We start from the raw sequence: 18,088 nt of genomic DNA, 5'->3' as shown, positions 1-18,088 counted from the left end.
AGGGAAAGAGGCAGAGTCAGAAGTAGCAAATCAGGTTATCGGGGCCGGGAATCGGGGCGGCGGAGCGCTGGGTGCATGGGGTGAGCTGCTCCTTCTTCAGTACCTGCCCCGCGGGGCCCGCCCGCAAAGCCATCAGCATACTTCGTAGGGGGCAGAAACATAAGCTAGTTCGGGCACAGGAGGAGAAACGTCAGCCAATAAAGCTTGGTCCAGCAACTCAACCCTCCTGTACTCTGCCGGTAGACGTCCGTATAGGTAAACAGCCAGCCACTCCCAGGCCTCTGCGTGACCCCTGCGCCCCAGCTCCCGAGGCCAAGTCTTCTTTGACTGCCCGGTGGAAGCGATGGAGCAGCGCATGGCACTGCCCATGACCTTGTCAGCCGGGGAGGGCCCAGTATTGCTCCAGCGGGAAACTTCCCCCTACAGAAAACCCGTTGGTTGACCCGCCGTGACGGCTCAGCCGATTTAAATTGGGAGTTGATATTCGGTTTCAGCCCTTTTATTTGCTGCGTTAGACAAAAGATGTGACTGCACCCCCTTTCTGAATCCTCGGTTGAGCCACCAACCGGGGGTTCGGCGTGTATGGGCGTCTACGTGCCTTGCAGTCTGCGCTTACTGGATAGAATTGAGCCTCCGATGCGAACAGATTGGCGCAAGAGCTGCACGTTCAGTTTTGAGTGGCGTTGCTGGAGTACCTGGCCTCTCACAGTAAACTTCACCCAGTTTCGAGTATTTCTGCAAGATCAACGGGCTGATGTTAACCCCTACTCTCTTGAAAAGCTCGTCTCCTTTGAACAGAAATTGGCAAAGCCCCAGTAAGTAGGGCTTGTCGATCCTTGTTGAAATCTAGGAGTGCTTTAGGCGGCGGTTTTCCGAATGCTCAGTATGAATAGGTGTCCAGAATCCTTCGGTGAGAATTCAACCTGCCAGGCCTCACTTAGTGATAGGAAACTCTCCTTTTCCTGTACAATCTCACCCGGATCACAAGTAGAGGAAAAAGACCCAAAAACGGGCAAAATCAATTCACTAAACTGGTACAGGTAGTAAAGTACAGAATGCGTATCTTCTCCATAACAATCCTGTACTTGGTCTATGAACATCGGCTACGCTCGCGTCTCCACCCGCGACCAGAACCTGGCCCTGCAACTCGATGCCCTCGCGCAGGCCGGTTGTGAGGAAATCTATCAGGAAAAAGCCTCCGGCATGAGCGCGGCCCGCACGGAGTTAGACCGGATGCTAGCCCGACTTCGACCTGGCGATACCGTCTACATTTACAAACTGGACCGGTTGGGTCGCTCGCTCAAACACTTGCTGGACATGGTGGCCGAGTTCGAGTTTCGCGAGGTGGGCCTGGTCTCGCTCACCGATGCCATCAATACGAGTTCGGCCCAGGGGCGTTTGATCTTTAATCTGTTTGCCTCGTTGGCCGAGTTTGAGCGCGAGCTCATCCGCGAGCGGACTCATGCCGGGTTAGCGGCGGCGCGGGCCCGGGGCCGCATCGGGGGGCGACGGCCCGGCCTCTCGGAAGCGGCGCAGCGGACGGCCATCGTGGCGGAGACCCTCTATCGAGAGCAGCAACTGGGCGTGAATGAGATTGCCCAGCGCCTGCAGATCTCCAAAGTCACGCTCTACAAGTACCTGCGCCACCGCGGCGTAGCCATTCAGCACTACCGCAAAGGGACGGCTCTTTAAGGAGGTTGTTACCCTCCCTACCGGGATTCGTGCGCCGATTTCGCCCGTGAGGGGTAACGAAGTTCACGTGCTTGTCTTCTGTCTTGGAAAACCAACTCGGCCTATCACCTGTACTCTTGGATCTGTGCGCACCTTCCCCCCTGCTCTGGCTGCTCTCTGCTTAAATGGCCCTGGCTGCTAAGCGAAAATATGGCAGCAACGAAAAAGCCCCTACGCGTAATGCACGGGGGCTTCTGCATGAAAATGATGCCCTACTGCATCGCTATTTTCGGTCGTTACGACGGCCAACATGACACCCAAATCCCTCTTTCAGCAGTAGGCAGACCAAGCAGCCGAACACACAGGAACTGTCCACAATCCGCACCAATACGAAAGGGTCGAAGGAGGAAAGCATGCAGGCTTAGGTGTACTCGTCGTGCTCGTCGTAGCAGCGCCGCTGGGGTGGAACTTGCGGTACGTGCCGAAGATGGCCAGCACGATGGCAATGGTGACCACCCTCCGCCCCCAACCGGGCCCGTAAGGACTGTAGAGAACGATGGCCGCGGCCAGGATGATCAGGAACTGGCGCATTGTGGTAGGGAGAAAAAGCGACAGCCCAATACATAACGCAGCCACGGGTGGCCTTCAGTACCGTAGCTAACCTGCGGAATCCACCCCATTGGGTCCGAGCTACAAACGAAGAAGGGTATAGCCAGGTGCTATACCCTCTCATTTCACCAGGAACGCCTTCTACCGCTTTAATTTGCGGGCCTCGAGAATGTCCTCATTGGTCACGTCGAAGGTCAGGTGTCGGCCGCCGCCGCGCTCGAACATTTCTACCACCAGGTTCTTGTCGTCGGGGATGGTGAACTTGCGCAATACGTAGACCTGATCTATACCGCCCGGGCCAGGAATCGTGCGCTGGGTGGCATTGTAAACGAATATGGGGGCGATTTCCGATTCTTGGATGGCCGTGCGCTTGGCCAGCTTCCTATCGCGGATGTAGAATTTGATGAAGTCCACGTCGTAGTTGATGTTGGACTGGTTGAACAGGTGGAGGGGTAGAAAGAACAGATCATCCTGGGTGTACATTCCCGGCAGGGCCAGGGTGATATCGTCCTTGACTTCCTTCGTGCGCAGCATCTTCTTTTTCTTGAGGACGATACGCGAGTAGTTTTCCATCTCGGCCTGGGTCATGCTCAGGTTGGAGAACAGGACCATCGGCAGGACGGGCGAGGCGTCGCCGGCGCCGGTGGTCAGGTTGTAGTTGAGCACGCGCGGATCCTGCTCATAGTCGATCAGGAAGGAATACAGCCGCCCATCGGCCGTGACCACGGTCATGTTGGTTTGCGGGAAGTTCGGCTGGTTGGCCTTCAGCTTGACGATGTTTTCCGCGCCCTGGGCCTTATCGGCAATGATGCCCGCGTTGCCCAGATCCACGTAGGTCACGGCGTAGGGGAAAATCAGGTGCGTGGTTTTTTGAAAGCCCACGCCCAGGTGATAGGAGCCGATGACGTTCTGTTCCCCGAGGCTCAGCAGCTTGGGCAGGGGGGCCGGGGCCGCAGCGGGTGCGACCGTCGTCGATGCTGGGAAATTGCCCATCAGCTGGGCTGACGTCATTGGCTGACGAGCGATAGACTTCGATTTTTGAGCCGTGGCCGGCAACGTCAACCAGGACAGGGCCGCGAAGCCCAGGCAAGCAAGAATGGAGGGAAGTCTCATGATTTGAGCAGCAGTTTATAGTTGGCTTTGAGGTGGATTTTAACCAGCTTGATTTTCTTGCCGGCCAGCGCCTTACCAGTCTGCAGCGCGATGCCCGCGGCCTGGGCTCCTAAGTTGGGCGACATGGTGGGCAGGTCGGCCGAGCTGGCCCCACCCGCCAGGCCCTGCTTGGCCGCGTCCCGGTTGACCGAGCCCGGAATGCTCAAGCCCTCGCCCCCATCCATATCGTAGGCTTTCAGGCGGAGGGGCAGCACGCTGTTTTGGTACTGCACCGCCGTCGCTTCAATGGTCAGGCGGTTGCCCGACACGTCACAGGTGCCATAGACAAAGCTATTGCGCGGAATAACGCGGCCTTCCAGCTGCACATCGGCGAGCAGGCGCATCTTCACCGTCGAACCCTGGCTCACGATCACGTCGTCATGAATCACGGCCGGTACCGAGTTCAGCTGGCCAGCGTTGCTTTCCCCCAGGCCGTGGAAAGAGTTGCCGGCAGTCACCACCACGACGGGCGTGCCCAGGCCGGCGCGGCTGCCCAGGCTGGTGACCACCGATTGCGGCACTTCCGTCATCACGCTCATGCCTTTCGGCTTGGGGGCTGTCGCACTCGTGGCCACCAGCGGCGCCGCTGGGGCCGCAGCGGGAGCAGCGACCGGCGGCGAGTTGAGGGCCTGCAACCGCCGCTCATACTGGCGCCGCAACTCATCCAGCTCCCGGATGGCGTGGTCTAGCTCGGCATCCTTGCCGGAGGACGCCGGCGCGTCGGCGCTCGGCGGAGCGTACCCGCTACTGCCATATCCCCCGCTTGACCGACTGTAAGCGGGCTGAGGGGCCGCCTGTTGCTGCAGGTGCTGCAGGCGGCTTTGCACGGCCGCCACATTGGAGTCATGGTGGGGGTCGTAGCACTGGGACGACTGGCCGGGCTGTACGGCGTAGTTTAGCCCACCAGGTACGGCCGTGGTGCTCGAGGCCTCAGGCGCCGCAGCGGGTGCATCCATTGGCTCGGTAATGTCCCCGACTGGAGTAAAGGCCAGGCCGTTGCGATGGGTGCTATCCTGGGGAGCCTGGTAGGCTTCCATCTTATCCTCATACAGCGAGCTTGTGCCCGCGGAGGGAAGCGACGTGTTGATGCCCGTAAGGCTCGAACCGGCGTTGGCCGTCGCTTCCGCCACGCCCTGGCCGCCGCCACCCAGATGGAAGAGCAGCGTTAAGCAAATAACCCCCGGTAGCGGAATAAAGACCATCATCCGACGCTTGTGGATGAACTCCTGCGTCTGTTTGGGAGAGGTTGCCATAGCGATAGGGGTTAGCGGCGCTCGGTGCGCAAATCGTTATTTTGGACCACCCGCCAGCGCTCCATCAGAAAACCGTGCGGGTTGTTGCTGGAGCGCGACACGTCGCGCAGGTAGCACTCGGAGATGAGCAGGCGGCTTGTGGTGTTTGAGGCCCGGATGATTTGCTGGTGCGCATAACACTTCGCGTAATAAGGGTAGCGGGCCGCGTTGATGCGTACGCTGTCGACCTTGATGTCCTGGCTGATGTTGGCCTGAATCAAGTCGTTGTAGTAGCCGCTCTCCTTCAGGTTCTCGTACGCGCGCCGGGCGCTTTCATCGGCCAGAAACAGCGACTGGCTCACGTTGTACTCGATGGCCTTGGCATCGGGGTCGAGCGTGAAGAAAAATTCGTGGAAGCGCTTGACGTGGTTCTGGGCTTCGACCGGGCGGTTCTCCTTGACATTGTGGGAGACGGCCGCCAGCAGGTTGCCCTGATCGAGCACGTAGATGCGCCCTTGGGCAGCGGCCGTCGTTTGCCGGGCCGAGTACACGGCGTAGGCGGCCAACGAGAAGCACAGCAGCATGAAGAGCAGCGCCAGCGTTTTCGTCTAATATGGGCGCTACTGCCGCGCCCTAGCCAGAGAAGCCGCAGAGTCAGCAGAACCAGAACCAACCTCAGTCGGCTAGAGCTTCGCGAACAGCCCAGGGATTTCGGTCTTCAGGTGATTGATAGTTGCTCCTCCAATGTTGTCATACACCTTGGATTTTGTTTCGTAGTTGACGAGCAGCTGATGCGTGGATTTCAGCAGCTTCGTAAACTTAGTTTCATCATCGCCCAGGTAATCGAGTACCGTTCTGATCTGCGCATCGGTGACCTGGAGCTTTTGCAGCCGCGCAACAATGCGCTGGTGCAGCGTGGGCATTTCCGAAATGATTCCTAGTGCCAGCTGATCCGATTGCTTCTGCTTGGCGCGTCCTTTCGGGGTTATATCGATTGTTTGCGGTCCGGTACTCTCCGCAATGACGTGCTTGGGAATGGTGAAAAGAACTTTGCCGACCTTCTTACCCACTTTTATTGGTTCCCAGCTAACCATCCAACCGATATCCTGGAGCTCCTTGACCGCGGGCTCCAGGACATACCGTTTGAAGTCATAAAAGATGGTGTACGCCGTATCCTCAGTCCCGACCATCTGCTCCCGCAGGGTATCTAACTCTACTTCCCAACTCCCAACGTCATCCCAGCTGGTTAACAGCCAATACAAGCGATGCGCATGGGCGCTTTTAAGGGTCAGGATGGTTTCAATTTCTACGGTGGTGTACTCACTGGCTAGTTCCAGCAAGAAAGGCTTTATTTCTGGCGCAAAATTGCCCGTCACGTACCCAGTGCCTTCGTCAATCTCCATGAAGCTGATGATACCGTAGTTCTTGATATTCATCTTGCCCTTGGAGTTGGTTTTGGCAATGCTCACCACTTTGCTCATCAACGTCTTACAGGCCGCATCAATCTGCTCGTAGACTGGGCCCGATTTAGACTTTGGGATCACCCGCAGCATGGGGATTCGGATCTGGGGTAATTCCAGCGACTTTGAGTTGATGCAACCTAGTGATAAGGCAAAGATCCGAGCCTCAATATGATTGAGCTTGAGGGGAGAACGAACTAGAATGTTGGCTTGACGGGCCTGGGGGTACAGGGTAGGTTCCATAAGGGAGGGTAATCATGGCGAGCGTAGTCTAAATACGGAAATTTTATAGATTTTTCCGTACGTGAGCCTAATTCCATTCCGAAAGTGTAGTTTCTTCCGTAGGTGGTGTAACTTCTTCCGTGGGTAGTGTAGTTTCTTCCGTAGATGGTGTAACTTCTTCCGTAGGTGGTGTAGTTTCTTCCGTAATAAGGTGTAATTCCTTCCGTACTTGGGTGTAATTCCTTCCGCATTTGGGTGTAGTTTCTTCCGTAATAAGGTGTAATTCCTTCCGTATCAAATCAAGCTAATTATCTGCTTTACAGCGCTTTATGGTGACAGAAGAAAGAAGAAAGGAAGTATAGAAAAAACTGAAGAGACTTCTGTTTTTTAAAGGGGTAGCTTGACGAAAAAGCTTCCCCGGGGTCCCGGCTACTTCTTACCCAGCCTAATTAGCCTCTAGCAACCTATGACTCAAATCTTTCCGAGCAACTACGGAAGAAATTACACCGCAATCCCACTCGTACCGCCTACTACTGCCCTCCTAACCACCCCTTATTAACTCAGGACCGCCGGTTGGTTTCGCTTTACGAGCCCCTCCTCCCCTGCCCGCTGCTCTATCGGCAAGCCATCCTGCCGGTACACCTGGTGCAGGTGGTGTCCGAACGTGTCCGCGCGTTGACCAGGGCGTTGTGCTGGACCACGATTTTGCTGCTGGCCTCCTCCGGCTTGGGCGAATCAGACAACAGTACTTGCATCAGGGGCGAACGGGTAGCCGGGTCAAGATGACACCTTCTTCCCGCTACTACAGAACTCCAGGTTTGCAATAGATTCTTAGCCACGCGGCCTTTAGTAAGTGAAGATTCCGGCTCTCGTGGTTTTGGTAATAGGTAAGGGCATTTTTCTCGTGGTTTCTGTAATCGCGACCGGGACCAGGTAGCCTCAAACTATTGGGCCATCACTACCTGGAAAGTCTAGCTACTCCCTACTTGACCCCCTTATTCAGGCGTGAAGTAGGACGTAAAAGCGGGGAAGCTTATCCGGCCTGGTTTACCGCCCAGCCAACCGCGGCGGCCCAACGTTTAGCTAGCGACGCCAAACTCATTACTCCCTGGTGTAGCAGTGATCAGGCTACTGCTACCGGACTAAGACGCTACTGAGGGAGCCATTAGCTGCTGGCCTATTTCAGGATCGCGTACAGCCCCGGAAATTCCGTTTTCAGCAGGTTAACCGTGGTTCCCCCCAGGTTGTCGAACACCTTGTTGCCGGCTTCGAAGTCCCGCAGCACCGGGTGCGTGACTTTCATCAGGCGGGCAATCCGAACTTCATCATCCCCCATAAACTCCAGCACGTGCTGGATCTGAGCCGAAGTCATCTTCAGTTTCTGCAGGCGGGTGATGATGCGCTGCTGCAGGGTGGGCAGCTCCGCCGGCAGGGCCAGCGTCATCTGCTTTTCCACCGGTCGGACCGGACTGGTGGTGGTCAGGGGACTCCCCTCCGCCGCCGGCTCGGCGAGCCGAACCTGCGGCTTGGGAATCAGGAAGCGGACGGCCTTGACCTTCTTGCCATCCTTGAGGGGCTCGTAGTTGACCACCCAGCCCAGGGAGTGCAGCTCGCGCATGGCGGGCTCGAGCACGTAGCGCTTGAAGTCGTAGAAGAGCGTGTACGTGACGTCGTTGTCATCGCCGAGCACCTGCTTGCGCAGGGCTTCGAACTCCACCTCCCACACCCCCACGTCATCCCAGGACTTCAGCAGCCAGTACAGGCGGTGGGCGTGCGCGGATTTAAGCGTGAGCAGCGACTCCAGCTCCACGTGGGTGTACTGCTCGGCCAGCTGCAGCAGAAACGGCTTGATTTCCGGGGCGAAGTTCCCCGTCAGCAGGCCCGTGCCTTCGTTCAGGTCCAGGTAGCTGATGATGGAGTAGGCCGTAAAGCGCTTCTTGTTGCCCTTCTGCGACTCAATGCTGACGACCTTGGACATGAGGCTTTTGCAGGCGTCGCGGATGGTCTCGTACACGCTGCCCCCCTTCTTTTGGGTCATCACCCGGTTGATGGGAATCGAGATGCCGGGCAGCTCCGTCTGGTCCTGGTGAATGCAGCCCAGGGCCAAGGCAAATATCCGGGCTTCCACGTGCGTGAGCTTCAGGGGCGCCCGCACCAGCGCGTTGGCCTGGTAGGCCCGGGGATAGAGCACGGGAACGAGCGGAGCATTCATACGCAGGCAAATACGGGAGGCTACCCCACGAAGTTAGAAGGATCAGCGTGAAATTCTAGGGGCTTTCACGCAACAGGTCGGGGAGTGCCATTTTTCACGCAGCACCGGACGGGCCCGCACCGGGTGCCATTTTTCACGCTGCACCGACCGCTCCGGCGGCCCCGGTGCCATTTTTCACGTAGTGGTGCCATTTCTCACGCCGCAGAGTGCCGTTTTTCACGCAGATGGTGCCATTCTTCACGCAGATGGGTGCCATTTTTCACGCAGCAGAGTGCCATTTTTCACGCAGATAATCGCCTTAAAATGTTATGGACCAGAGGGTTACGCCGACCTGAATATAGAATAGATAGAATAGCTTAAGAAGACAGAAGAGGCTCTGCTTTTTGGCTGGATATTTTTTTGCTGATGGCTGGCTAAAAAGTTCGTTTTCGGCTCGCCCAGGCTGTTTTTAGGGGGTTTGGCCCGGACCAGGTGATGGCCACCTGGGAAAAATCTCTCCGGGGATCTGCGTGAAAAATGGCACTCCCACCCCTACCCCCAACCTACGGTCTTCCCGGCTTCGGAATGAGCCACTTAGCATCTGCGTGAAAAATGGCACCCGACCGCCCCCGACTTTTACCGGGCTACCCTTCGGGCAAGCCCCGACTGGTCAGAAGCTCTCCGCGGCGGCTGGGGAGGAGGTTGGCCAACCAGCCGGCGATGCTTTGGGGCAGGAAAGGCCAAGATGGTTGAGCGGGGCGGCGGCCGTCACCTCGCCTTTCAGGTCACGAACGAGGATATTCCCAAAGCCCGCCGGCTGAGGCGCTAGCTCGGGGCCTGAGCAGTCCCAGGCCAGCCACCGGCAGGCAGAGCAACCGAGCCCTGCAAAAGGATAGGCCCGCCCTTATCGGCGGGCCTATCCTTTTGCAGAGGGGGCTTCATTGGGCGCTCCGGCCCGGCTGTCAGCTCGCGACGTAGGGACTGCCTACGCGTGGAGCGCTCACCGTTCGGATACTTGGCTGACCCGGGCCCGCTAGCCGCGGCGGGTTGCTACGGCAGCTTGCGGCGTTTCTTTTCCTCCGCCGGCAGCTCCCGCTGGGAGTCGGGGTGCTGGGCGAAGAAGGCCAGCAGGGCCTGGTCGAGCACGGTGGCCAGGTCCTTGCGCTCCCAGAACGAATACTGGTGCAGCTGGCGCCAGGTATCGAGCGGCAGTTGATTCGAGAACTTGATCTTGACCGCTTCGACTGCCGGCGCCTCGGGCAGAGGGGCTTTAGCAGCCTTGGGTTTGAGCAGGAAATCATCGGGATTAGCGGGCAGCAGCTGATCCAGGTCGAATTTGGGTTTGGAGGCCATGGTAACGGGTCTTTAGCGTAAAGCCGGTCTTTATTATCCTGCCAATATAGCTTATCTTGATAGTATGTATTATCAAGAATGTAAATATCATCAAGATAATAAAGACTGGCAAGACAATCAGGCCAGGATTTCCTGGGTGAGGGCCTGATAATCCAGCTGGGCATTCGAGCCCGGAGCAGTCTCGTGCAGGGGCCGCCGCTGCACCTGCGCTTCCGGGATGGCCACGTTATCGCGGATGGTGGTGTGCATGATCAGGGGGCCGAACTGGTCCCGCATGCGCTTCACGAACTGGTGGTGTAAGCCCTTGCGGTAGGTGGCGGCGTACTTGGTCAGGAAGATGCCGCCCACTTCCAGCTCCGGATTGTAGCTGTCCTGGATCTTGGTCACGAGCTCCAGCAGGCTGTTCACCCCGTCGAAGCTGAACAGCTCGGGCTGGGCCGGCACGTACACCTTCGTGGACGCGGTCAGGGCCGCCACGGTTAGGGGGGAGTTGGGCGAGGGCGGGCTGTCGATCAGCACGTAGTCGATGTGGGCCGCGAGGTTTTTCAGGGCCTTCTTGAACAGGAGCGGATACGCCAGGTCGGCGCCCAGCCCCTTCTCGGCCACGACCAGGGACTCGTCCGCCGCCACCAGCCACAGGTTCGGGCCCACGGGCTGCATGACCTCGAGCAGGGTCGCCTTGTGGTCAATAACCCGGGTTAAGCCCTTATCCGGGGCCACGGCGGGCAGGCACCGGGTGAGGTTGGCCTGGCCATCAGCATCAATCAGCAGCACCCGGTGGCCGGCCTGGGCCAGGCAGTGGCCCACGGCCCAGGCGGAAGTGCTTTTTCCCGTGCCGCCCTTGCGCAGGGCAAAAGTGAAGATTTCCATACGTTCTTGCTTATCTAGGCGATAAAGAACGTCCATCCAACGTAGATAAGCAAGGAAAGCAGGACAATCTATATTATCAAGATCATAAATATAATCTTGATGAACTTGATCCTTCTGCCCGTTATCCAGCACGGAAGGGAGGGGCCCGAGGGAACCGATCTGCTCCGGAGCGGGGCATTGGGAAGGCGCAGCCGGCTGATCGCCACCCTAGGGGCCAAGGAGGAGGGGCGCTGAGAGTACGACGAGGCGCTTCCCAGCCAAACGGGCTCACCGGTCTAAGCTAGATCATCTATCTAATCTTGTTTATCTATCTTATCTTGATCATCAAGATAAGATAGATAAACAAGATTAGATAGATGATCTAGATGCTATCAGTCCCGCGCTGCTACCCCACCCGTACCGGTCCACGGAGGTGCCACGGCGAGCCCGGCGGCGCTGCCGAAGCGCGCCAGCGGCGGGTCGACCAGGGCCCGGGCTCCCGCCCGGGGCGGCGGGAATGGGCACCGGGGAGCAGGGGAGGAGGAGCTTTCGGAAGATCGGGCCGGGGCCGGCTAGGCCGCCCGCAGCTCCGCTTCGTAGTAGCAGTCCCAGTAGCCGTTGTCCAGCCGGTACACGTTGAGGCGCTGCACCAGGCCGGTGCGCGGGTGACGCGCTTTGAGCTGGCCGCGCCAAATAACGGGCCGGACCGGCGCCCCGGGGGCGGGCTGCACCGCCTGCCCCAGGGCGTAGGCAAAGCCGCCGGCGGTCCCGGCGGCCGGAGCTTCGGCTGCGGCTTCCCGGCCGGCGGCCGGGGGCGCGGTACTGCAGGCCGCTTCGTGCCAGGCCAGCAGCTCGCCGCAGCTTGGGCACAGGGATGCCTGCACATCATCGGGGGAGTCCAGGGCCGCCGGGTACTCGGCATCTTCCGGCCGGGGGGCATCGAGGACGAGGGTTTGCGGAGCTTTCTTGCGGGTTGCCATAACGAAAGAAGTGAGGAAAGTTAGCGGACCAGCAGCAGGTCCTCCAAGCGAGTGGTGTAGGCCGGGCTGCGGTACTGGGCGTTGCCTTGCCAGGGGGCCGGCTGGCGGCCGGGGATATTTGTGGCGGCGGGCCGCACGGCGCCGCGGCCAAACTGCCGGTTCAAGCGGTCGAGCGTGCGCATCAGCTGCTGGGCGCGGCCCGCCTCCGGGGCGGGGACCAGGGCCGGCGCGGCGGGAGCGAACAAGCTCAGCTGCTGGCCCCGGCCGGGCGGCTCCAGGCCGTCGAGCACCACGCCGGCTTTCACGTAGACGCGGCCCGGCTCGTAGAGCCGTTCGAGCAGCCGGCGGGCGTAAGCCAGCAGCTGCAGGGTGTGGCTGGTGGGCCCGCCGGGCAGGGTGAGGGTGGTGGAGCGGGTGTGGGGTGGGGGCAGGCGCGGGTCGTAGCGGTCCTGGCTGAGGAAGACGGTCAGCACGTGGGCCTGGTCGCCCTGGGCGCGCAGCTTCTCGGCGGCCCGGCTCAGGTAAGTCGTCACGGCCCCCCACAGGTCCTCGAAGGCGGTCAGGCGCTGGCCGAAGGAGCGGGAGCAGCGGATACTGCGGCGGGCCAGGGTGCCGTCCTCACTCGGCAGCAGCCCCTGGCAGGGCTGGCCGCGCAGCTCCTGGATGAGGCGCCACCCCACGACTCCGCCCAGGTGCTTGCGGGCCCAGGCCTCGGACACCCCGGCCAGCTCCCAGGCCGTGCCGATGCTGTGGGCGGCCAGCAGCTGGGCGTACTGGCGGCCGATGCCCCACACGTCGGCGACCGGCAGCGCGCGCAGGGCCCGCTCGCGGCGGCTTTCCGTGTCGAGGCGGAGCAGGCCCTGCAGCTCGGGGTACTTTTTGGCCAGGCGGTTGGCGGCTTTGGCCAGGGTCTTGGTCGGGCCCATCCCCACGCAGGTGGGAATGCCGGTGCAGGCCAGCACGTCGCGGCGGATGGTGCGGGCGCGCTCGTCGAGGCTGCCGCAGTAGGTGGTCAGCCCGTGCAGGTCGAGGAAGGCCTCGTCGATGCTGTACACTTCCACGGCGGGCGCCTGGTCGGCCAGGCGGGCCATGACGCGGCGGCTCATGTCGCCGTAGAGGGCGTAGTTCGAGCTCAGGGCGTGGCCCTGGTGGCGGCGCAGCAGCGCGCGCACCTCGAAGTAGGGCGCCCCCATGGCAATGCCCAGCTGCTTGGCTTCGGCGGAGCGGCTCACTACGTTGCCGTCGTTGTTGCTCAACACCACGACGGGGCACCCGTCGAGCCGGGGCTGGAACACCCGCTCGCAGCTTACGTAAAAGTTGTTGCCGTCCACTAAGCCGAACATGCCTGGGGTAAGTTACAGTGAGAGAAAAGATGCGGCCTAGTCGCGGCTGCGCAGCAGGGCGGTGAGCTTGCCGGGAATCAGCTCGTGGACGACGTGGGTGACCACGCCCCAGATGCGCAGGCTCTCCGGATCGGTGATCTCGTAGTCGGGGTAATCGGGGTTTTCCGCCTGCAGCCACCAGCCGCTGCCCCGCCGCACCAGGCGCTTGACGGTGCACTCCCCGTCGAGCACGGCGACGACGATGTGGTTGTGGTCGGCCTCGAGGTGCTTGTCCACGGCCAGCAGGTCGCCGGCGTGGATCTCGGCGTTGGTCATGCTTTCCCCGGCGACGCGGATCAGGTAGGTGGCCTCGGGGTGGCGGAACAGGATGCGGTTCAGGTCAAAGAGCTCTTCCAGCTCGTCGGAGGCGGGCGACGGAAAGCCGGCGGGCACCAGCGTCGCGAATAAGGGCAGCCACCGGGTGGTGGTCGGATCGCCAACTTCGATCAGTTCGATAGTTGTCATAGGGGCAGTGGGGTAAAGAGCACCGCAATTATACTAAAATAATTAGTAGTTGGTTGGCTAGGCGAAACGCCGAGGGGTGCTGGGACGGTGGATTATTATATTGATTTACTGCTATATGTAATTGCTGGCTGGGATGTCCGCTGGCTTCGCCGCCTTCGCTTTATGCGCTGAGGATACTGTTTGGGCGCTAAAATAACTAGTACGCTCGCCGTTCAATCCAGCGTCAACCGAAAGGGCGGTTATTAGAGCGGTGAGGACCCATGGAAACCGCTCAAAAAGTAATAGTGCCCAGCCCAGCAGACTTCCTGCGCGAACATATCCTGGATGAGCCGGTAGTACCCGCCTAGCGGCCAGGCATCTTACTTGCTTCCTAAATCTACCTCCGGGGAGGTCGGGCTGTCTCGCTTGGTGAATGCGCCGCGGGACAAAGGCAGATGCGTGCCCTCCCAATCGAATAGAAGCCCACGGGGTGCCAGCATGCTGGCACCCCGTGGGCTTCTATTCGATTGGGAACATTGCCAAGGCAGCTACCAAACCTTGCCCAAACGGCTTCGTTAAACGGGTCAACCGCTAATTCAAACCCTAACACGATGAGGAGACTACCCGTCTATTTATTACTGGACACCTCCGGTTCCATGACCGGCGAGCCCATTGAAGCAGTTAAAAATGGGGTTCAGGTCATGATTAGTTCGTTGCGGCAGAATCCGCAGGCCATTGAGACGGCCTTCATCAGCATCATCACCTTTGACAGTGAGGCCAAGCAAGTAGTGCCCTTAACCGACCTGGCTTCCTTTCAGATGGTGGACATCCGGGCCACGGGCACGACCAGCTTGGGCGAAGCGCTGAAGCTAGTTTCTACCTGCATCGACCAGGAGGTTACCAAAACCACGGCCGAGCAGAAAGGCGACTGGAAACCCCTGGTGTTCATCATGACCGATGGTATTCCCACCGATGACTGGCAACTGGGCCTAGAGGAATTCCGAAAACGCAAAACCGCCTTTACCGTGGCTTGCGCCGCGGGTAGCGCCGCCGATTCTGCGCTCCTGCAGCAGATCACGGAAAATGTCGTCAGCCTTGACACCGCCGACAGCCAAAGCATTGCCAAGTTCTTCACCTGGGTGAGCGCCTCCATTGGCGTTTCCTCCACCAAGGTGGAGGATGGCGGCCAGGAAGTAACCGGAATGGGAGAATTGCCCCCGCCTCCCGCCGAGTTGAATATCGTCACCTAAGCACGTGCCCACCTCCCCAAGCAAGGAAGGGGCTGACCAGAATATGCAGCTGCCTCTTCCTTGCTTTCTTATCGGATTAGGCCCCCGGCAGTAGACTGCGCGGTCAAGGACGATCAGGGAGCGGCAGCCTCAAGGGCAACAGGGTAGCCTGGAGAGTAAGCCTCGAGCAAGTGAGTTTCACCCCGTAAGCCCAACCGCAGGAATGGCCGATGCAAAACAACTGGTAACTGATCTTTTCAAGCGCAACGGCCTACTCATTCCCGAGCACCGGATGCAGTTGTTCGACCGCTTTTTACAGGAAGAACACAATCTTGCCATTCTCGACCAACTCAGAAAAAATCAGGAACAGCTCATGGCTAATTGGAAAACCAAAGACCGAATAGCTGAGATCGTGCAGCAGCCCATTCGTATTCCAAATGCTACCGTGGGCAAACCCTATGCGGCTCCCTTTGACTTTGAGGCCTATGGGTGGAACGACCTTATCGCCTTTAAAATAGAGGGGCTGGAAGCCCTGGGGTTGAGCTACAGCGCCGAAAACAACCAGATTACTGGGGTGCCCACCCAAAGCGGCGACCTGAAGTTTACGCTTCACTTCAAGGTGGAAGGACAGCCTGAGGAGGCACCCTTCCACCAAAAAGACATTCTGCTCATCATCAACCCCGATCCTAAAGGCCTCTGGAAAAGCCTGGAGAGCGACAGGAACGATCCCTACTGGAAGGAAGACGAGGTCACCTTGCTCTCTCCCCTGGGCGACCGGCACCTGCTGGTTTCTTCCAAGCGCGGGCGCTCCCACGCCAACGTGGGCTCGTTCCGGGAAGATGACTTTGCGTTCAAGGAGCTGCCCAATGGCTGGAACATCGTGGTAGTGTCGGATGGGGCCGGGAGTGCAAAACTATCCCGCAAAGGCTCGGCGCTGGCCTGCACCGGCGTGGTCGACTATTTTCTGGAGCCCGCGTCCGTGGAGAGCATGACCGAGTTTGACAGCCTGGTCCAGCAGCACGCCAGCCAAACCGGGGAAGACACCCAGAAAAACCTTAACCGCTTCGTTTACAACAACCTGGGCAAAGCGGCCTTTCAGGTGCACAAGCAGCTGGAAAGCTTCGCCAAGGCGCAGGAGGTCACGTTGAAAGACCTCAGCAGCACGCTCATCTTCACCCTGTTCAAGAAGTTCGACGTGGGGTACGCCCTGCTTTCCTTTGGCGTCGGCGACTGTCCCATGGCCGTGCTCAGCAAGGACGTGAGTGAAGTGACGCTCATGAACTGGATCGACGTGGGCGAGTTCGGGGGCGGGACCCGGTTTATCACCATGCCCGAGATTTTCCAGAATGAAAAGTTCGCTACCCGCTTTGGGTTTAAGCTGCTCGACGACTTCTCTTACCTGATCATGATGTCGGATGGCATCTATGACCCCAAGTTCGTGGTGGAGGCCAACCTGCCTAACGTGGCCAAGTGGCAGGAGTTTCTCGCGGACTTACAGGGGCAGAACGAGGATAAGGCCGCGGTGGAGTTGAGCACCACGAACCCCGACATTGAAGCGCAGCTCTCCCGCTGGATGGATTTCTGGAGCCCCGGTAACCATGACGACCGGACGCTGGCCATCGTTTTCTAGCTCGTTAAGGGAAGAAAACCTGAAAAGGCACCTGAAACAGAGTACTACCTCTATTATAGCATTGAACCTGTGAGCCAAGGCAGTATCCCCACCTTCTCCGTTAACCTCGGCCAATCCGCGAAGTCGGTGCCATCCATCATCACGCCCGGTAAAACCTACCCCTACGTGGATACGGGCGAGCCCATGCGCGGCGGCATGAAGGACGTGTATTTCGGGCCCGATAAATCCTACGTCATCGCTTTCTACCGCGACAAGCAGGATTACAACTCCCGGGAGCGGCTCCGGAAACTGGTGACCCAGTACTACGATAGCTTCTTTAACCGGGAAGGGGGGCAATATTATAAGGAGCTGTACTGCTGGCCCACCGACATGGTGGAAACCCCCGACGGCAAAGTTGGGCTCGTGGTGCCCACCTATAACAAGAACTTCTTTTTCCAGAAAGGCTACGCCACCAGCGAAGGCATCAAAGGCAAAGAAAAGCAAGGCTTGTGGTTTGCCTCGGCCAAGTTTCGGCACCCGCAGTTCACCCTGCGGCTGGATGAGAGCGAGCTGGGCAACTGGCTTAGCTATTTCCAGATCTGCGTGAAAATTGCCCGGGGGGTGAAGCGCCTCCACGCCGCCGGGCTGGCCCATTCGGATTTATCCTACAAAAACGTGCTGATTGATCCGGTCAGCAAATCCGCCACCATCATTGACATTGACGGGCTAGTAGTACCGGGTTTGTACCCCCCGGATGTTATCGGCACCGCCGATTTCATTGCCCCCGAAGTCCTGGCCACCAAGCACCTGGAGCTGCGCGACCCCAACCGCAAGCACGCCAACCGCACCACCGACCTGCATGCCCTGCCGGTCATGATTTACCTCTATCTGCTCTACCGGCATCCGCTGAAAGGCGGCAGGGTCAACTCCCTGGATACGGAGCAGGACGATCTGCTGTCCATGGGGGAGAAGGCCTTGTTCATTGAGCACCCCACGGACCTCTCCAACCGGCCGAAGCTGGATCAGGTGTCCAAGTGGACGCTGCCCTGGGCGGATGTTACGAAGCTGCCTTACACCATCACCGGCCCCTACCTGAAGGCGTTGTTTGACCAGGCCTTTATCACCGGCCTGCACGACCCTAACCAGCGGCCCAACGCCGACCAGTGGGAGCAGGCCCTACTCAAAACCACCGATCTGATGCAGCCCTGCAGCAACCCGGCCTGCCAGCAGAAGTGGTTTGTGTTTGATAATACCACCTCGCCCAAGTGTCCGTTTTGCGGCACCCCGGTAAAGGGCACGCTGCCCGTACTGGACCTGTATTTTGAGTTCAAGCCCACCGTCTGGCGCCCCGAGAATCACCGCCTCATGGTCTACCATAACCAGTACCTGTTCCAGTGGCACGTGAACCGGAACGTCGTCCGAAATGAAAAACTGACGGACGAGCAAAAGACCCCGGTGGGGTACTTCACCTTTCACCAGAATAAGTGGGTCTTTGTCAACCAGAAGCTCACCTCTCTGAAAGACCTCACCGAAGACAAGGAGATACCCGTGAACACCATGGTAGAGCTCACCGACGGCAAGAAGCTCCTGCTCTCCAAGGAAGAAGGCGGCCGGGTGGTGGTGATTACCATGGCCAACAAGTAGAGCCGCTACGGTCGTGAGAGACCAGAAAAAACAGAGAAGCTGAGAGAGGGGAATAACATAA

Annotated in this window: 16 protein-coding genes; 4 read left to right on the top strand and 12 right to left on the bottom strand. The window is 59.1% G+C overall.

Annotation, left to right across the window (positions count from 1 at the left end; all coding sequences use genetic code 11):
• Positions 1–16 precede the first annotated feature (16 nt).
• Positions 17–139, bottom strand: coding sequence for a hypothetical protein (locus EU556_RS26725; protein WP_262709682.1), 123 nt, complete (start codon positions 137–139; stop codon positions 17–19).
• 953 nt (positions 140–1,092) lie between these two features.
• On the opposite strand from EU556_RS26725, the gene EU556_RS24905 reads away from it, so the two are divergent.
• Complete coding sequence (locus EU556_RS24905) at positions 1,093–1,692, top strand: recombinase family protein (RefSeq protein WP_135436963.1); 600 nt, start codon at positions 1,093–1,095, stop codon at positions 1,690–1,692.
• 729 nt (positions 1,693–2,421) lie between these two features.
• Here the strand turns inward: EU556_RS24905 and traN are convergent.
• The 11 genes from traN to EU556_RS24855 all read right to left on the bottom strand — a co-directional run bounded on the left by traN (position 2,422) and on the right by EU556_RS24855 (position 13,566).
• A complete protein-coding gene (gene traN / locus EU556_RS24900; RefSeq protein WP_262709685.1) occupies positions 2,422–3,273 on the bottom strand; it encodes a conjugative transposon protein TraN in 852 nt (283 codons plus the stop codon).
• A gap of 116 nt (positions 3,274–3,389) precedes the next feature.
• A complete protein-coding gene (gene traM, locus EU556_RS24895; protein WP_135436961.1) occupies positions 3,390–4,685 on the bottom strand; it encodes a conjugative transposon protein TraM in 1,296 nt (431 codons plus the stop codon).
• An 11-nt stretch (positions 4,686–4,696) separates the two neighbouring features.
• Positions 4,697–5,257 carry a conjugative transposon protein TraK gene (traK, locus tag EU556_RS24890; RefSeq protein WP_262709684.1) on the bottom strand — a complete coding sequence of 187 codons (561 nt, stop codon included), beginning with the start codon at positions 5,255–5,257 and terminating at the stop codon, positions 4,697–4,699.
• Positions 5,258–5,347: 90 nt separating this feature from the next.
• Positions 5,348–6,367 carry a replication initiation protein gene (locus EU556_RS24885; protein ID WP_135436959.1) on the bottom strand — a complete coding sequence of 340 codons (1,020 nt, stop codon included), beginning with the start codon at positions 6,365–6,367 and terminating at the stop codon, positions 5,348–5,350.
• Positions 6,368–7,523: 1,156 nt separating this feature from the next.
• Positions 7,524–8,558: a replication initiation protein gene (locus tag EU556_RS24880; protein WP_135436958.1), complete on the bottom strand. Its 1,035-nt coding sequence runs from the start codon at positions 8,556–8,558 to the stop codon at positions 7,524–7,526.
• Positions 8,559–8,691: 133 nt separating this feature from the next.
• Positions 8,692–8,814 carry a hypothetical protein gene (locus EU556_RS26720; protein ID WP_262709681.1) on the bottom strand — a complete coding sequence of 41 codons (123 nt, stop codon included), beginning with the start codon at positions 8,812–8,814 and terminating at the stop codon, positions 8,692–8,694.
• Between the two features lie 773 nt (positions 8,815–9,587).
• Positions 9,588–9,890: a hypothetical protein gene (locus EU556_RS24875; RefSeq protein WP_135436957.1), complete on the bottom strand. Its 303-nt coding sequence runs from the start codon at positions 9,888–9,890 to the stop codon at positions 9,588–9,590.
• Between the two features lie 117 nt (positions 9,891–10,007).
• Positions 10,008–10,760, bottom strand: a complete 753-nt coding sequence (locus EU556_RS24870; protein ID WP_167855713.1) for a ParA family protein — start codon at positions 10,758–10,760, stop codon at positions 10,008–10,010.
• A gap of 551 nt (positions 10,761–11,311) precedes the next feature.
• On the bottom strand, positions 11,312–11,719 hold the full coding sequence (locus EU556_RS24865; RefSeq protein ID WP_135436955.1) for a hypothetical protein: 408 nt from the start codon (positions 11,717–11,719) through the stop codon (positions 11,312–11,314).
• A 20-nt stretch (positions 11,720–11,739) separates the two neighbouring features.
• Positions 11,740–13,062, bottom strand: coding sequence for a Y-family DNA polymerase (locus EU556_RS24860; RefSeq protein ID WP_135436954.1), 1,323 nt, complete (start codon positions 13,060–13,062; stop codon positions 11,740–11,742).
• Between the two features lie 36 nt (positions 13,063–13,098).
• On the bottom strand, positions 13,099–13,566 hold the full coding sequence (locus EU556_RS24855) for a LexA family protein (RefSeq protein ID WP_135436953.1): 468 nt from the start codon (positions 13,564–13,566) through the stop codon (positions 13,099–13,101).
• Positions 13,567–14,156: 590 nt separating this feature from the next.
• On the opposite strand from EU556_RS24855, the gene EU556_RS24850 reads away from it, so the two are divergent.
• The 3 genes from EU556_RS24850 to EU556_RS24840 all read left to right on the top strand — a co-directional run bounded on the left by EU556_RS24850 (position 14,157) and on the right by EU556_RS24840 (position 18,027).
• Positions 14,157–14,795 (top strand): vWA domain-containing protein, encoded by a 639-nt coding sequence (locus EU556_RS24850; RefSeq protein WP_135436952.1) that lies wholly within the window; start codon positions 14,157–14,159, stop codon positions 14,793–14,795.
• A gap of 202 nt (positions 14,796–14,997) precedes the next feature.
• On the top strand, positions 14,998–16,404 hold the full coding sequence (locus EU556_RS24845; RefSeq protein WP_135436951.1) for a PP2C family serine/threonine-protein phosphatase: 1,407 nt from the start codon (positions 14,998–15,000) through the stop codon (positions 16,402–16,404).
• Positions 16,405–16,473: 69 nt separating this feature from the next.
• Complete coding sequence (locus EU556_RS24840; RefSeq protein WP_210116374.1) at positions 16,474–18,027, top strand: helix-hairpin-helix domain-containing protein; 1,554 nt, start codon at positions 16,474–16,476, stop codon at positions 18,025–18,027.
• Positions 18,028–18,088: the final 61 nt, after the last annotated feature.

Source organism: Hymenobacter fodinae, from assembly GCF_004745825.1.
In the GTDB taxonomy this organism is placed as follows: domain Bacteria; phylum Bacteroidota; class Bacteroidia; order Cytophagales; family Hymenobacteraceae; genus Hymenobacter; species Hymenobacter fodinae.
Note: the sequence above shows the minus strand (reverse complement) of the source record. Positions and strands in the feature narration are given on the sequence as shown.

Coding starts and splice junctions, on each gene's coding strand:
- EU556_RS26725 (WP_262709682.1), bottom strand. CDS start 139: ATGCTGATGGCTTTGCGGGCGGGCCCCGCGGGGCAGGTACTGAAGAAG.
- EU556_RS24905 (WP_135436963.1), top strand. CDS start 1,093: ATGAACATCGGCTACGCTCGCGTCTCCACCCGCGACCAGAACCTGGCC.
- traN (WP_262709685.1), bottom strand. CDS start 3,273: ATGGGCAATTTCCCAGCATCGACGACGGTCGCACCCGCTGCGGCCCCG.
- traM (WP_135436961.1), bottom strand. CDS start 4,685: ATGGCAACCTCTCCCAAACAGACGCAGGAGTTCATCCACAAGCGTCGG.
- EU556_RS24885 (WP_135436959.1), bottom strand. CDS start 6,367: ATGGAACCTACCCTGTACCCCCAGGCCCGTCAAGCCAACATTCTAGTT.
- EU556_RS24880 (WP_135436958.1), bottom strand. CDS start 8,558: ATGAATGCTCCGCTCGTTCCCGTGCTCTATCCCCGGGCCTACCAGGCC.
- EU556_RS26720 (WP_262709681.1), bottom strand. CDS start 8,814: ATGGCACCCATCTGCGTGAAGAATGGCACCATCTGCGTGAAAAACGGC.
- EU556_RS24875 (WP_135436957.1), bottom strand. CDS start 9,890: ATGGCCTCCAAACCCAAATTCGACCTGGATCAGCTGCTGCCCGCTAAT.
- EU556_RS24870 (WP_167855713.1), bottom strand. CDS start 10,760: ATGGAAATCTTCACTTTTGCCCTGCGCAAGGGCGGCACGGGAAAAAGC.
- EU556_RS24865 (WP_135436955.1), bottom strand. CDS start 11,719: ATGGCAACCCGCAAGAAAGCTCCGCAAACCCTCGTCCTCGATGCCCCC.
- EU556_RS24860 (WP_135436954.1), bottom strand. CDS start 13,062: ATGTTCGGCTTAGTGGACGGCAACAACTTTTACGTAAGCTGCGAGCGG.
- EU556_RS24855 (WP_135436953.1), bottom strand. CDS start 13,566: ATGACAACTATCGAACTGATCGAAGTTGGCGATCCGACCACCACCCGG.
- EU556_RS24850 (WP_135436952.1), top strand. CDS start 14,157: ATGAGGAGACTACCCGTCTATTTATTACTGGACACCTCCGGTTCCATG.
- EU556_RS24845 (WP_135436951.1), top strand. CDS start 14,998: ATGGCCGATGCAAAACAACTGGTAACTGATCTTTTCAAGCGCAACGGC.